The 12,622-nt window shown below is 59.3% G+C and carries 9 protein-coding genes; 7 read left to right on the forward strand and 2 right to left on the reverse strand.

Annotation, left to right across the window (positions count from 1 at the left end; genetic code table 11):
- Window positions 1–391: 391 nt before the first annotated feature.
- Entirely contained in the window at window positions 392–1,786 is a 1,395-nt protein-coding gene (locus ACP3TY_RS13750; protein ID WP_426620320.1) for a hypothetical protein, read from the reverse strand.
- Between the two features lie 284 nt (window positions 1,787–2,070).
- Here ACP3TY_RS13750 and ACP3TY_RS13755 point away from each other — a divergent pair, with 284 nt between their 5' ends.
- The 7 genes from ACP3TY_RS13755 to ACP3TY_RS13785 all read left to right on the forward strand — a co-directional run bounded on the left by ACP3TY_RS13755 (window position 2,071) and on the right by ACP3TY_RS13785 (window position 9,539).
- Window positions 2,071–2,424 carry a hypothetical protein gene (locus ACP3TY_RS13755; RefSeq protein ID WP_426620321.1) on the forward strand — a complete coding sequence of 118 codons (354 nt, stop codon included), beginning with the start codon at window positions 2,071–2,073 and terminating at the stop codon, window positions 2,422–2,424.
- Between the two features lie 272 nt (window positions 2,425–2,696).
- Window positions 2,697–3,656 carry an AAA family ATPase gene (locus ACP3TY_RS13760; protein ID WP_003218556.1) on the forward strand — a complete coding sequence of 320 codons (960 nt, stop codon included), beginning with the start codon at window positions 2,697–2,699 and terminating at the stop codon, window positions 3,654–3,656.
- Between the two features lie 5 nt (window positions 3,657–3,661).
- Window positions 3,662–4,606: a DUF58 domain-containing protein gene (locus ACP3TY_RS13765; RefSeq protein WP_053121134.1), complete on the forward strand. Its 945-nt coding sequence runs from the start codon at window positions 3,662–3,664 to the stop codon at window positions 4,604–4,606.
- Window positions 4,603–5,100 (forward strand): DUF4381 domain-containing protein, encoded by a 498-nt coding sequence (locus ACP3TY_RS13770; protein WP_400644505.1) that lies wholly within the window; start codon window positions 4,603–4,605, stop codon window positions 5,098–5,100. The genes ACP3TY_RS13765 and ACP3TY_RS13770 overlap by 4 nt, the downstream gene beginning before the upstream one ends.
- A complete protein-coding gene (locus ACP3TY_RS13775; RefSeq protein ID WP_282358326.1) occupies window positions 5,093–6,172 on the forward strand; it encodes a vWA domain-containing protein in 1,080 nt (359 codons plus the stop codon). Before ACP3TY_RS13770 ends, ACP3TY_RS13775 begins: the two co-directional genes overlap by 8 nt.
- A complete protein-coding gene (locus ACP3TY_RS13780; protein WP_426620322.1) occupies window positions 6,169–7,908 on the forward strand; it encodes a tetratricopeptide repeat protein in 1,740 nt (579 codons plus the stop codon). Before ACP3TY_RS13775 ends, ACP3TY_RS13780 begins: the two co-directional genes overlap by 4 nt.
- Window positions 7,905–9,539, forward strand: a complete 1,635-nt coding sequence (locus ACP3TY_RS13785; RefSeq protein ID WP_159815089.1) for a BatD family protein — start codon at window positions 7,905–7,907, stop codon at window positions 9,537–9,539. The genes ACP3TY_RS13780 and ACP3TY_RS13785 overlap by 4 nt, the downstream gene beginning before the upstream one ends.
- A 195-nt stretch (window positions 9,540–9,734) precedes the next feature.
- On the opposite strand, the gene ACP3TY_RS13790 is transcribed toward ACP3TY_RS13785, so the two are convergent.
- On the reverse strand, window positions 9,735–12,482 hold the full coding sequence (locus tag ACP3TY_RS13790) for an RHS repeat domain-containing protein (RefSeq protein WP_426620323.1): 2,748 nt from the start codon (window positions 12,480–12,482) through the stop codon (window positions 9,735–9,737).
- Window positions 12,483–12,622 lie beyond the last annotated feature (140 nt).

The following is a 12,622-nucleotide window of genomic DNA, read 5'->3' on the forward strand; positions in this document are numbered from 1 at the left end:
GGGCAGAGGAAACAGGGGGACAGGTGGGTGAAGCTGGACGAGACACTCAGGTCACATTCACCTTCCATTGAATGGGCATCTGCAAAAGCGACTGCCAGGCTTGCCGACAATGCCTTTACGGGTGCTCATCCGTTGCGCAGCTTAATGGCTGCGACAATGTGTCTGCTTGCGGTGCTGCGACATATTCGTTCATAGGCAGGTAAATGAAGGCTTTCGCACCGGTAAACACTAGCAGCCGTGGCGGAAAACGACGGGGGGAATGCCCGGTTTTACGGGACATTCGTGCCAATCGCTGCCCCGTGGCGGCTACATATCCAGAAACGAAAACCCTCACGGCCGTTCTATCGACCCTGAGCGTGGCATCCGGTTCAGCACTGGCTTTTGACACGGATCAGTCCGGCAACTCTTCGTAGGCCCGGAATTTGCTCACGGTGGCGCAGTCGTAGCACTGCATCTGCAGGGTCAATTTGTCCATGCTGGCGTCGACATTGCTGGAGTCGCACTCGCGGCAGAACAACTGCGGATAGTCGACCTGTGGCGCGGCGACCGGCGAGCCGGTGAGAAACCGAGGCACAAATTCGTCTCGCCAGAACAGCCCCGGCGACTTGGCAAAACCGGCACCACTGTCTTTGAGCACGACGTCGTAAAGCAGGCGGGTCATGGCCGGCTGCGGCACGCGCGTATCGCGGTAGCTGTCCTTGCGCCAGTTCTCCGCCAACGCGAGCTGCGCGGTGCTCTGCATGTTGCGCGGAATGGTGTTGGAGGCGTGAGTGCGACCCTTGGAGTTGCCGGTGGCATAGAAATGCGCAGCGCTTTTCACCGCGACTCTGGCGAAGTAGTAAATCTGACTGACCGAGAAGTTCTGCAGCAACGTGCCGATCACCGAGTCGGCGCGGGCTTCGGCGGTGAACGCCATGCCGACCATATTGGCCTGCAGGTGAACGTATTGAATGGATTCCTCCCGCGCGAGCCTGAAGATCAATGCGTACAACTCACGCTTCCAAACCGGCAGCACAGGCCCGGACAACTCTTCGTACAGGGCCAGATAGAGCATATCGCGCGTGCAGCGCACGCCTTCGTCCAGCGCGACGTTGGCCCGCCAGTAAACGGCCGAATACGTGCCGATGCTGAACTCGTCGGCCCGATTGAACGCCCGAATGTCCGATGCCGTATCGACTTGCAAGGCGCCCGCCTCGTGCAGACCTTTCACCAGTTCTTCACTGAAAGCGTCGGTGGACGTGAGCTTTTCCCCTCTGATTTCAGCATCAAGCGCGGCAATGCGCTCGCCTGCGCCTTGGCCGCCGTCATCCAGTAACGCCAGCAGAGCAACTTTTTGCTGGAATCCAAGACTGGCAAAGGGTACCGGTGGGCTTGGCGTACCGTAGCGCGCGGCCAGATCACTGCGGTCACGTTCGGCCTGATCGGCGAGTTGCTGTTTGCGCAGCCGGACACAGGCATCACAACCACACACGCTGCGCCGCGAGCCCGCACCGGCGGTGAAGTATTGATGCTCGCAATTCACACATTTGTAAGCACTGCGCAGGGAAACCGGGGTGCCACGGGAGGGGCGGTGCATCCACATCGGCAATTCACAATACGGGCATGTCAGGTCAGCACTGACGATCGGCGGCAGCACTTTCAACACACTGCGTACGGTATCCGGCAGTTTGTACTCGGCGATCAGGTCGGCGGTTTTTTCGCCGTTGAGGTAGCGCTGGTAAAGCTGTTCCACCTGCTCCTCGGACAGATGACTGATTTCTTGCGCCCATTGGAAATATCGCTTCATCAAAAGACATCCTTTTTTGCATGTTGGCCATCGCACTCCGTTGCGTTCGAACAGCAAAATCTGACGGCAAACATCCGCCAAAACAAGCGAAAAGGCCTCCAATTCACGCTATTTTTATTCTTCTCAAAAACCCTACGAGGCCAGCGGATTTTTCTTACTCGACTCTGGGAATAGTCTTTAAGAACAGCCCTGCACTCGACGATGTTTCAGCAGAATTTCCCTCAGGCTGGCAAAATCGCACTTTTTGCGCACTGTCCACCGCGTTAGCCCCCCAGGAATTCCCCATGCAAATGACCACCGCCCTATTGATCGTCAACCCATGCGACGACGAAGAAGACAACATGGCCATGCTCTGCTGCCACAGCGACAAGGGCGACATGTTTCTGATGAGCCGCTATCCGGACGAGGACGAGCTGGAAATCACCCTGGACGGCGAGCCATCGACGCTGGACGGCGTGAAGGTCACGTTGAGCTCAACGCTGTTGAAGATTGAAATCGGCGCGGCGGATGCTGATGCGTTGAATGGGGATGATGTGCTGGAGATCAGCTTTAACCCGGATATGGTTGATCTGGATGAGGTTGTCGAGACCCTGAAAAACATCCTCGACGGGACTGGCACCTTCATCAACGAGGCTTGATGGTGCTTCAACCGGCCCCTTCGCGAGCAGGCTCGCTCCCACATTGACGGATGTACGCCGCTCAAAATGTGGGAGCGAGCCTGCTCGCGAAGGCGTCCGAAAGAACACTACCCCTCCCCGGCACTACAAAAATCCAACAATTCCCCCAGTCATTTCCCGCACTTTGCGAAAAATGCCGTTAGTCGCCACCCCCCGCGATGGATTAAAGTAACGCCCCCAGCCCCGGCGTTATCCGAACGCCCGTGGCCACCCCTTTCCAGGAACAGTCACCGATGGAACATCGTGAAGCGCTGCTGGCGCTGCGAACCTTTCTTTCAACGCAGATTCTCGGCCAGGAAAAACTCATCGAGCGTTTGCTCATCGCCCTGCTCGCCGACGGCCATATGCTGGTCGAGGGCGCCCCGGGTCTGGCCAAGACCAAAGCGATCAAAGAACTCGCCGAGGGCATCGAAGCCCAGTTCCATCGCATCCAGTTCACCCCTGATCTGCTGCCCGCCGACATCACCGGCACCGAGATCTATCGCCCGGAAACCGGCAGTTTCGTGTTCCAGCAAGGGCCGATCTTCCACAATTTGGTGCTGGCGGACGAAATCAACCGCGCGCCGGCCAAGGTGCAATCGGCGCTGCTCGAAGCCATGGCCGAGCGTCAGGTTAGCGTCGGCCGCAGCACCTACGAGCTGTCGCCGCTGTTTCTGGTGATGGCCACGCAGAACCCGATCGAGCAGGAAGGTACCTATCCGCTGCCGGAAGCCCAGCTCGACCGCTTCCTGATGCACGTAAAAATCGGTTTTCCGGATGCCGCCGTCGAACGCCGCATCCTCCAACAGGCCCGTGGCGAAGCGCTGAATGGCGAGACCAAGCCCGAGCGCCGGGTCAGCCAGCAGGCGATCTTCGCCGCGCGCAAGGAAATCCTTGGCTTGTACATGGCCGACGCCGTGGAGGAATACCTGGTGCAACTGGTCATGGCCACGCGTACGCCGGCCAAGTTCGATCCGGAGATGGCCGAGTGGATCGCTTACGGCGCCAGCCCACGCGGCTCGATTGCTCTTGACCGCTGCGCCCGCGCCCACGCCTGGCTGGCCGGTCGCGACTTCGTCAGCCCGGAAGACATTCAAGCGGTGCTGTTCGACGTGTTGCGTCACCGCATCATCTTGTCGTTTGAAGCCGAAGCCGCCGGCATCGATCAGGATCGGGTGGTGCAGCGGATTCTCGACGTCGTAGCCGTCGCTTGACCCCCATGAACGCCCCCCAGCCTTCCCAACCGGGCATCCGCGTCAGCCTCGCCGAGCTGATCGAGATGCGTCACCGGGTGCGCGAAGTGCAGCTGTTTTCCACGCCGAGCCAGCGCAGCCCGCTGATCGGCCTGCATCACTCGAAATTCCGTGGTCGCGGTGTCGACTTCGATCAAGTGCGCGTGTATCAGGCCGGCGACGACGTGCGCACCATCGACTGGCGCGTCACCGCTCGCACGCAAGAGCCGCACACCAAGCTGTTCCATGAAGAACGCGAACGGCCGATTTTCATTATGGTCGAGCAAAGCACGCGGCTGTTTTTCGGCTCCGGGCTGATGTTCAAATCGGTGTTGGCCGCACAAGTCGCGGCGCTGATCGGCTGGGCCGCGCTCGGCCACAACGACCGGGTCGGCGGGCTGGTGTTCGGCGACAACGAGCACTACGAAATCAAGCCTCGGCGCAGCAAGCAGAGCCTGCTGCAATTGCTCAATCGTTTGGTCAAGGTCAATCAATCGCTGCACAGCGAACGTGAGCCGGATCGCGATGCCTTCGGCGTGGCCCTGCGCCGCGCCCGGGAAGTGCTGCGCCCCGGCAGTCTGGCCATTGTGATTTGCGATGAGCGCGCGCTGTCCGACAGCGCCGAGCAACAACTGAGCTTGTTGGCGCGTCATTGCGACCTGTTGATGCTGCCGATTTCCGATCCACTCGATCACGCCCTCCCCGCCGCCGGCCTTTTACGATTCGCCGAACGTGGCGCCCAGCTTGAGCTCGACACGCTGAATTTTGATTTGCGCCAAACCTATCGCGCCCAAGCCGAAGCCCGTATCGCTCGCTGGGAATTGCTCGCGCAGAAGTTGCGGGTGCTGCTGATGCCGTTGAGCACGCAGAGTGAAATGGTCGAGCAGATGCGCGAATTCCTCAATCCGCAGCGTCCGGGGAAAGGTCGATGAACGAACTCGACCAATTGCAGCCACTGATCTCGCCGCCGCCGGTTGCCTTTTGGCCTCCGGCGCCGGGCTGGTGGTTATTGCTGCTGTTATTGCCGCTGCTCGGTTACGCCGTATGGCGCCTGCGCCGTTTCATTCCCATGAAGAAACGCCCGATCGTGCGCGCTGAACAGCCACTCGATCCGGTGCGCGTCGCTGCCCTCGCAGAACTGGCGCAGATGCCCAAACCCTACGACGGCGCCCCGGCCGGCGCGTGGCTGCAACAGGTCAATGGCCTGCTCAAACGCCTGTGCCGCAACCACTATCCCTACAGCCAGAGCCACACCCTTAATGGCCGAAAATGGCTGGCATTCCTCGACAACCGTTGCCCCGCCGCTGGCCTGACGCGCTGGATGGTGCTGGTCGAAGGCGCGTACAAACCGGAATGCAAACTCGACGACAAAGCCATTGCCGGCCTGACGCAAGCCGTCGACACGTGGATTCGCAAACATGTTTGAGTTCGCCTGGCCGTGGATTTTTCTGCTGTTACCGCTGCCGTGGTTGATGCGCCTCGTGCTGCCGGTAGCGGACAGCGGCGAACCGGCGCTGAAAGTCAGCTTTCTGTCCGACCTCGAAGGCCTCGCCCGCCGTCGTGCCCGCGCCCATTTGCCTGCGTGGCGCCAGCAAGCGCCGTTCATGTTGTTGTGGTTGCTACTGCTGACTGCCGCTGCGCGCCCGCAATGGCTCGGCGAACCGTTGCCAATTGCCGCCAGTGGTCGAGACTTGTTGGTGGCGGTGGACGTGTCCGGCTCGATGGATTTCCCCGACATGCAGTGGCAGGACGAAGAAGTCAGTCGCCTGTCGTTGGTGCAGCATCTGCTCGGTGATTTTCTTGAAAGCCGTGACGGCGACCGGGTCGGCCTGATCCTGTTCGGCAGTCAGGCCTACCTGCAAGCACCGCTGACCTTTGACCGCCACACCGTGCGCGTCTGGCTCGATGAGGCGCGCATCGGCATTGCCGGCAAAAACACCGCCATCGGCGACGCCATCGGTCTGGGCCTGAAACGCCTGCGCATGCGTCCGGCACAAAGCCGTGTGCTGATTCTGGTCACCGACGGCGCCAACAATGGCGGCGAAATCGATCCGTTGACGGCGGCGAAACTGGCGGCCAGCGAAGGCGTGAAGATTTACCCGATCGGCATCGGCGCCAATCCTGAGGACAGCGGTTCGACCGGCCTGCTCGGCGTCAATCCAAGCCTGGATCTCGACGAGCCGGCGCTCAAGGAAATCGCCGAAGTCACCGGCGGGCAATACTTCCGCGCGCATGATGGCCAGGAACTGCAAGCGATCAAGGACACCCTCGACCAGCTCGAACCGGTGACCCAACAACCGACCCAGGCACGTCCGGCACAAGCGTTGTATCACTGGCCGCTGGCGTTGGCGCTGTGGTTGAGCCTGTTGTTGGTCGCACGCGAATTGTGGCCGGACAACCCGCTGCAACGCCTGTTCAACAAGGAGCTTAATCTGCAAAGTCCGCTGCCTGACTGGCGCGAGCGTCTCAAACGCCTGCGTCTGCGGAGGCGCCGATGATTGCCCTCTGGCCGCACTGGTTCCGTCCGTGGTGGTTGCTGCTGTTGCCGCTGCTCGGCTGGCTGATCTGGCAACTCTGGCACCGGCAAAAACGCGCCGGACGCTGGCAGATGATTCTGCCGCCGGCGTTCCACGCCACCCTGCTCAGTGGCGGCAGCGGTCGCGACAGCAAACTGCCGTGGGTGGCCCTTGGCGTGGCGTGGCTGCTGACGATTCTGGCGTTGCTCGGGCCGAGCTGGGAGCGCGTCGAACAGACCAGCCAAAAACCCGCCGATCCGTTGGTGATCGTGCTGGAACTGACTCCGGAGATGCTCGCCACCGACTCACCACCGACGCGACTGGAACAAGCGCGGCGCAAGGTGTTCGACCTGTTGCAGGCCCGCAGCGATGCGCAGACCGCGATCGTCGTTTACGCCGGCAGCGCCCACACGCTGGTGCCGCTGTCGGATGATCTGGCGACCAGTCGCAATCTGCTCGACGCGCTGAAACCGTCGCTGATGCCAGAAAGCGGCCATCGCGCCGATCTCGCTGTCGCTAAAGCGCTGGACTTGCTCAAACAAGGTGCACTCGGCCAAGGGCGGATTCTGCTGGTCGGCTCGTCGCTGAGCGAAGATGAACGGCAAGGCATTCGCCGTGCGCTCAACGGGCAATCGGCGCAGCTGTTGATGCTCGGCATCGGCACCGCCGAAGGTGCGCCGATTGCGCAGGAGGACGGCAGTTTCCTCAAGGACGAGCAAGGCGCGATTCGCGTGCCGCAACTTGATAGCCCAGGCCTGGCGGCGTTCATCGATAGCGTCGGCGGTGACTACCATGCGGCGCGTCTGGATGAAGCCGATCTCGGCGCGCTCGGCCTGCTCAACGGCCCGCGCAGTTTGCGCAGCGATGGCCAGACCGTGCGCCTCGACACGTGGGCCGACCAGGGTTATTGGTTGCTGCTGCCACTGCTGCTGCTCGCGGCCTGTGCCGGGCGGCGTGGCTGGCTGTTTTGCCTGCCGCTGCTGTTCTGCCTGCCGCAGCCGAGCTACGCTTTTGACTTCGAAGACTTGTGGCTGCGCCCCGACCAGCAAGGCCTGCACTTGCTCAAACAGAAACGTCCCGCCGAAGCCGCAGAACATTTTGACGATCACCAGTGGCAAGGGGTGGCGTTGTACGAGGCTGGCGACTACAGTGGCGCCGCCCAGCGCTTTGCCGAAGGCAGCGATGCCCGCGCCCACTACAATCGTGGCAACGCTTTGGCGAAAAGCGGTGAGCTGGACGCGGCGATCGACGCCTATGAACAGGCGCTGGAGCTGCAACCGGATCTGCGTCCGGCGCTGACCAACAAGGCGCTGGTGGAAAATCTGCTGAAGCAGAAAAACACCCCGCCACCGGTCGAACCGGAAAGCCAGCAGCCCGAACAGAATCTGCCGGGCGGTGAACCTCCGCCACCCACCGCGCCGCCACCAGCGGTGAAAAGCGAAACCCAGAGTGAGGCGCAATCCGGCGAGTCTGCCAGTGAACCGCCGCCAACCACACCGCCGCAGCCTGGCCCGAATGAGGTGCCGGGCAGCAACGATGAGGAAGAGGAAACCAACACCGTGCCGACGCTGCGCCCGACCGAGGACAACCTCGAAGGCGAGCAACGTCAGGCACTGGAACAATGGCTGGGCAAGATCCCGGACGATCCGGGCGAACTGCTGCGGCGCAAATTCTGGTACGAACAGCAACAACATCAGGATCAGGAAAACACTCGATGACCCGCTTCACCGCTCTCTTGCTGCCCCTGCTGCTCTGCACGACCGCCAACGCGGCCGAGCTGATCGCCAGTGTGGATCGCAGTCGCCTGAATTCCGGCGAGACGGTCGAGCTCACCCTCGAAATCAGCGACGTCACCCAGTTCGGCAAACCCGACCTGACCCCGCTGGAGCCGCTGTTCGAAGTGCGCGGCACGCGGCAGGTCAATCAGCTCAATACTCTCAACGGCGACAACCGCGCGACCACACGCTGGATCATTACGCTGCTGCCCAAAGAAAACGGTAGCGTGGTGATTCCCTCGCTGCAAATGGGCGAGGTGCAGAGCCAGCCGATCACCGTGCAAGTGGTCGAAAGCGACACCCGCGAAGACAAGAACAGCCTTGATCCGGTGTTTATCGAAGCGAGTCTCGATCAGTCCAGCGTGTATGTGCAGGCGCAGGCGATCCTCACCGTGCGCGTCTATCACTCGGTTTCGCTGTATGACGACAGCAGCCTGTCGCCGCTGCAAATCGTCGATGCGCGGGTTGAGCAGCTCGGCGACACGCGCACCTACGAGAAAGACATCAACGGTGTGCGCCACGGCGTCATCGAAATGCGCTACGCAATTTATCCGCAACACAGCGGTTTGCTGACGATCACTCCGCAGACTTTCAGCGCCACGCTGGTCGACACGCAACCGGCCCAGGACACCAGCCCACAGGGGCCGAAGCCGGGCAAACTGATGCGCGTCACCTCTTCGGAAATCCCGCTGACGGTCAAGCCCAAACCGCTGACTTATCCTGCGGATGCGCCATGGCTGCCGGCACGCAGCCTGAGCTTGAGCGAGAGCTGGAACCCGGAGCCGGAACACACGCAAATCGGTGATTCGCTGACCCGCAGCCTGACCCTGAAAGTCGAAGGTCTGGCCGCTTCGCAATTGCCCGCCCTGCCCGCCACCGACGTCAATGGCCTGCGCCGCTACCCCGATCAACCGGTGCTGAGCAATCAAAGCAGCGACCGTGGCCTGATCGGTAGCCGTGAAGAACGCGAAGCGCTGGTGCCGAGCCGCAGCGGCTCGATTGATCTGCCGACGGTGGACGTGGTGTGGTGGAACACCTTCGAAGATCATTTGGAACACAGCAGCCTGCCGGCGCGCACCCTGCAAGTCGCCAATAACCCGAGCCTGCAAGTCGACACGCCGACGGGCAATCTGCAACCGGGGATTGTCGATAACGACACGCTGTGGTGGTGGAAACTCAGCACGCTGATACTGGCCTGCACCACCCTGCTCGGCTTTGGTCTGTGGTGGCGAGCGCGCTGGCAGCCGGCGATCCTGCGCGCTGCGCAAACCGGCCCGAGCCCGCGCACGTTGCTCGACGACATCAAACGCGCGAGCCAGGCCAATGATCCGCAGGCAACGCGGCAAGCGCTGGATGCGTGGGCGCGTCAGCAGCCGGAAACACTGGCGGACATGGCGGCGCGGTTTGTGCCGTTGTCGGATGCGCTGGATGGGCTCAATGGCGCCTTGTATAGCGAAACCGGGCAGCATTGGCAGGGCGAGGATTTGTGGCGGGCAATCCGCACGATTCCCACCGCCGAGCGCGTGCACGACCCGGTGGGCGACAGCGGCTTGCCACCGCTCTACCCGAAGTAAAAGATCAAAAGATCGCAGCCTGCGGCAGCTCCTACATTTGGGAATGCATTCGCAGGCTTTTGATTTTTGTGGTGAGGGGATTTAGCGAAACGTCGCACCGCCCCGATGGGCTGCGAAGCGGCCCCAAATTCCGCAACTCAAATATGCCTGACACACCGCAGGAGTTCGTGCGGGTATTGCGCGGTGCATCATCACTCACAGGCGCCAATCACTGCCCCTGCGCTCCATCCGGGCCATTTCGATTGATCCTCTGCGAAAGGAGCCTTTAATAGGCTCACCGCCAAAGAAGTGTGAAGTGCTCTCCGCCTCGTAACGCCGTTTAACAAGTGAGTCATGCACTACTTCATTCTCATGCGGTGATACCGAACTCTGTTGGCTGGGCCGCACATTGATGAGGAAATCAATCTGGCCCCCCTCTCCTTTCACTCTTTCAACACTGATGGCTTCAAGACCGAAGTCTTCCATGATGCGCTGGGTGCTTTTACCGTTAGGCGTTTGCGTTAAAAAGTCATTCATCAGAGTTGTTGAGTTATTAGCAGGGTCACTGGTGCGACTGAGAGCCGAGTAGTTCATGACGTTTTCCCTTTTTATGACGGAGGGAAGACGTCCATAAAACCCACGTTCTGTGGAAATCAACTCGTATTGGTAACGAGCAACATCACTGGCGTAAAACCGTGGATGAGTAACGAGCTTCGATGTGTCCCCGGCCGGTGGAGTGGTCTTGTAGTTCTGCTTGAAAATCCAGGTGTCTTCGCGAAATTCGTTAATAAACCAGCTCTCGTATTGATTGCCACCGACCTCATTCAGGTAGGTTGAGCTGACTTCATGGGAGCCCTTTTCAATCGCGTCGGTAATGAAGTTTTCTCTGATAAAAAGCTGAGTACTTCTACTGCGCTCGTTTCGTTCAAGCCGCTGCTTCAAATCAGGCTGCCAGAAAGACAGACTTTCAGTTCCGGGCGAGACAGGCATGAGGCCTTGCCTGTCGACCATTGAGACAGGACGGTTTCCGGTCATTTGGTAAAGGTTCTGTCCGTAAACAGTGCCCGCCGGATCAGGGTTTATCCATCGACATAACCAAGGTGCGTAATACCTGAAGCCGTAGTAATAGAGCCCCGTTGCATCCCGCTCTTTATCTGAGTAACGGATCGTTTTGTGGTACGCGTCCGTGTCTGATCGACTTGCATGCCACGCTGTTCCACCGAACGGGTAGTAACGTTCTTGAGTGACCAAACCAGCCTGCTCGTCAAGTTCAAGAACACCTGAGCCGAGATTATCCTTCAGACCATAAAGCAGCGAAACATCGCAATCACGCGAGGCTGACGCTGCTAAACAGCTCCTTACTCGAACACGAAACAACCCCAAATCAATATCGACGATGCGCAACTTACCCACGGAGCCCTGATGAATTTCCAGCCCTGGCAGGTACAACGCCTGTCTGAAGATCGTTCGCGTATGCGCTTTGCTGGAGCGCTCCTTTCGGACGCGACGACCAAAACCGTCATAAACATATCGCTCATCATCGTCCGTACCTGATTTGCGCGAGACCATCGTCACGCGACTTAGTTGGTTGCGGTGACTCCAGCTCATGTACTGTCCTCGCCACAGCACTCGTTGATTGCCGTTGGCATCAAAGCCATTCGCGATGCTCTGCTCGTCTGGAAGACCCCCATCTTCGTGTGGCCCCAAGCTTCGATTGCTGAATTCGGACACCGCCATTCTGATTGTCGGCGCACCATCATGATGACGAGCCAAGAGATTGCCGGCGGCGTCGTAGTCGAAAGTCTGAATATAGTTGCGCAAACGCTCAGCATTGATGGGCGTACGTTGACGACAAGGCAAACAAGGCCCGTAGACAGGCGGTGCGATTTCTCTGCCCGAACCCTCAATGAGCTGATAGAGGCTGTCATACCGGTATCGGCTGACAGAGTTTATGCGTTGATTTTTATGATAACGAACCGGAAGGATTTTATCCTCGACGCTAAGGACATTGCCCACCGCATCATAGGTGTAAATCTGATCCTGCAAGAGTGTTGAGCCAGGATGCATAACAGCGAGCCTTCGAAGACGCCCGCTGCTCCCCTCATGTTCAGCCACTATTGTCACGCCGTTGCCCAGTTGCTCACTCTCAACCTGCCCGGAGGCGTTGCAGCGAATGTCACTGACCAGTCGATACGCTGGTTGACCGGTGCCGGCCATCAATAAACAGGCTGCTTTTATTTGCCCGGACAATGAGTGATCAAAGCTGCGGCTATTACCTGAAGCATCCATACGTAGCCGCATTTCCCCCAGCGCATTGAACGAGCTGGTTGTAACAAAACATTCTTTCAGCAGCAGTTTATTGCGCAGTTCAAAATCCAAAGGCCAATCGGGGGCATCAAGACCGCAGAGGAACTGCCTTGTCTCGCCCATCAGTGAGCCATCCATTGAATATTGAAATTCGTGTAACGCTCCTGCCAGATCATCCTGACGTATCAAGTGACCTGCATGATTAGCGCCCATCGAGGCACTGGCCGCTGCATAGGTAAAACGCTCGACATACTTCAACACTTCCCCTGTCATGCCTTCTTGCACAGCGACTGTGCGTTGCAGTTGATCGTAATGATTTGTTCGCTCGCAGCCGCGTCCGTCCCAACGCTTGTGCTCTACCTTTGCCTCACTAAGTAATGACACCCGCCAACCAGCGTCGGCACTTTCATTCAATAAGGTATTGCCCGATAGACTGTGTCCCGTCGTGGAGGTCTTTTCCTTTCCAGCACTCATCGAATGTCGAGGATCCCAACTGGCGACCTGACGACCTGACAAATCGTAGTTGAATCGCGTCACTCGTTCAGCTGCCAACTGGCCGGGCTCTGAACGGCAATAGGCAACTTCGCGAAGACATAGACCACGCGGATCGACGGCCTTCAGTGCAGGGGTTGCATGGCATACAGAGAGACTGTTCATCCGTCGGATATACCACGAGAAATGAAGCTCAACTACTGTCAGAAATTACAGGTAGTTTGTGGTGTAGGGTTTTATCTCATCACCACGACATCCCGTGCGCAGACTGCGCGGCGCAATAAACTGTAAACTCTCCCCCTCTT

Source organism: Pseudomonas rustica (assembly GCF_049959085.1).
In the GTDB taxonomy this organism is placed as follows: Bacteria; Pseudomonadota; Gammaproteobacteria; order Pseudomonadales; family Pseudomonadaceae; genus Aquipseudomonas; species Aquipseudomonas rustica.

Excerpts from the sequence above, each read along its gene's own strand:
- ACP3TY_RS13750 (WP_426620320.1), bottom strand. The coding sequence starts at position 1,786 with ATGAAGCGATATTTCCAATGGGCGCAAGAAATCAGTCATCTGTCCGAG.
- ACP3TY_RS13755 (WP_426620321.1), top strand. The coding sequence starts at position 2,071 with ATGCAAATGACCACCGCCCTATTGATCGTCAACCCATGCGACGACGAA.
- ACP3TY_RS13760 (WP_003218556.1), top strand. The coding sequence starts at position 2,697 with ATGGAACATCGTGAAGCGCTGCTGGCGCTGCGAACCTTTCTTTCAACG.
- ACP3TY_RS13765 (WP_053121134.1), top strand. The coding sequence starts at position 3,662 with ATGAACGCCCCCCAGCCTTCCCAACCGGGCATCCGCGTCAGCCTCGCC.
- ACP3TY_RS13770 (WP_400644505.1), top strand. The coding sequence starts at position 4,603 with ATGAACGAACTCGACCAATTGCAGCCACTGATCTCGCCGCCGCCGGTT.
- ACP3TY_RS13775 (WP_282358326.1), top strand. The coding sequence starts at position 5,093 with ATGTTTGAGTTCGCCTGGCCGTGGATTTTTCTGCTGTTACCGCTGCCG.
- ACP3TY_RS13780 (WP_426620322.1), top strand. The coding sequence starts at position 6,169 with ATGATTGCCCTCTGGCCGCACTGGTTCCGTCCGTGGTGGTTGCTGCTG.
- ACP3TY_RS13785 (WP_159815089.1), top strand. The coding sequence starts at position 7,905 with ATGACCCGCTTCACCGCTCTCTTGCTGCCCCTGCTGCTCTGCACGACC.
- ACP3TY_RS13790 (WP_426620323.1), bottom strand. The coding sequence starts at position 12,482 with ATGAACAGTCTCTCTGTATGCCATGCAACCCCTGCACTGAAGGCCGTC.